The organism is Streptomyces sp. NPDC057654 (assembly GCF_042800135.1).
In the GTDB taxonomy this organism is placed as follows: Bacteria; Actinomycetota; Actinomycetes; order Streptomycetales; family Streptomycetaceae; genus Streptomyces.
Map to the genome: position 1 here is coordinate 1 of NZ_JBHVHQ010001308.1, position 1,588 is coordinate 1,588.

General features: G+C 73.6%; 2 protein-coding genes. Both read left to right on the forward strand.

Annotated elements, in window-relative coordinates:
* Window positions 1–431: sulfatase-like hydrolase/transferase (locus ACFU99_RS43100; protein ID WP_384404101.1), on the forward strand; the 431-nt coding region annotated here is incomplete at its 5' end.
* Window positions 428–1,588, forward strand: a 1,161-nt coding sequence (locus ACFU99_RS43105; protein WP_384404104.1) for an STM4012 family radical SAM protein, incomplete at its 3' end; no start/stop codon positions are given. The genes ACFU99_RS43100 and ACFU99_RS43105, both read left to right, overlap by 4 nt.

A 1,588-nucleotide genomic window follows, 5' to 3' on the forward strand; every position in this document is an offset into this window, starting at 1 on the left:
TGCCGGGGCTGTTCCAGGAGAGCCACTGGGAGCCGGAGTTCGGGGTCCCCTCCCCCCGTTCGTTCGAGGCGCAGGTCGAGTGCGCCGAGCGGGTCGTGGCCGAACTCCCCTCCGATCAGCGGCTGTTCCTCTTCGTGAACGTGTCGGCGCTGCACCAGCCGAACTGGTTCCACACGCCCGGCGCGACCCGCGAGGCGGGCGACTCGCGTGCGACGCACGCCGCCGCGCTGGAGTACGTCGACCGGCACATCGGGCGGCTCTTCGCCGCCGCGAGCAGCCGCCGGCGGTGCTTCGCGATCGTCTGCTCCGACCACGGCACCGCGTACGGGGACGGCGGCTACACGGGCCACCGGCTCGGCCACGAGGCCGTCTGGACCGTCCCCTACGCCCACTTCTTCCTCGAACCCCCCATCCCCGAAGAGGCCCGATGACCACCGCGACCCGTACGGACGCGTCCGTACGCCCGTACCAGAGCTACGTCTACGCGTACCCGCACAAGACCGCCTACCGGCCGCTGCGCCCCCGGCCCGCGCTCGGCGAGCTGTGGGCGGGCGAGGACCAGCGGGCCCTCTCGCTGTATCTGCACATACCGTTCTGCGAGGTGCGCTGCGGCTTCTGCAATCTCTTCACGCGCATCGGCGCCCCGGACGGCCTGACCACCGCCTATCTCGACGCCCTGGAGCGGCAGGCGGGCGCGGTGCGCGCGGTGCTGGACGGCGGGGCGCGGTTCGCCGCCGCGGCGTTCGGCGGCGGCACCCCCACCTTCCTCACCGCCGCCGAGCTGACGCGGCTGTGCGACATAGCCGAGCTGCGCATGGGCGCGGACCTGCGGGCGGTGCCGCTGTCGGTGGAGGCGTCCCCGGCGACCGCGACCGCCGACCGGCTCGCGGTGCTCGCCGAGCGCGGCGCCACCCGGCTGAGCCTCGGGGTGCAGAGCTTCGTAGACTCCGAGGCGCGGGCGGCGGTGCGCCCGCAGCGCCGCGCCGACGTGGAGGCGGCGCTGGGCCGCGTCCGGGAGGCCGGCATCCCCGTCCTGAACATCGATCTGATCTACGGCATCGACGGTCAGACGGCGGACAGCTGGCGGCGGTCGCTGGACGCCGCCCTCGCCTGGCGCCCCGAGGAGCTGTATCTGTATCCGCTGTACGTGCGTCCGCTGACCGGTCTGGGCCGCCAGGGCGACGCCGGGGCCGCGGCGGACGCGCGGTGGGACGAGCAGCGGCTGCGGCTGTACCGGCAGGGCCGCGACCATCTGCTCGGCGAGGGGTACGAGCAGGTGTCGATGCGGATGTTCCGGCGCGCGGACGCACCGGAAGGCGCCGCCTCCAGCAGTCAGGACGACTACGCCTGCCAGACCGACGGCATGGTCGGCCTCGGCTGCGGGGCCCGCTCCTACACCTCCTCGGTCCACTACTCCTTCGACTACGCCGTGGATATGCGGCAGATCCGCGCGATCATCGACGACTATGTCGCGCGGCCCGCCGAGGAGTTCGGCCACGCCGAGGTCGGTCACCGGATGTCCGGCGACGAGCCGCGCCGGCGCCATCTGCTGCAATCGCTCCTCCAGGCCGAGGGCGCATCCCTCGCC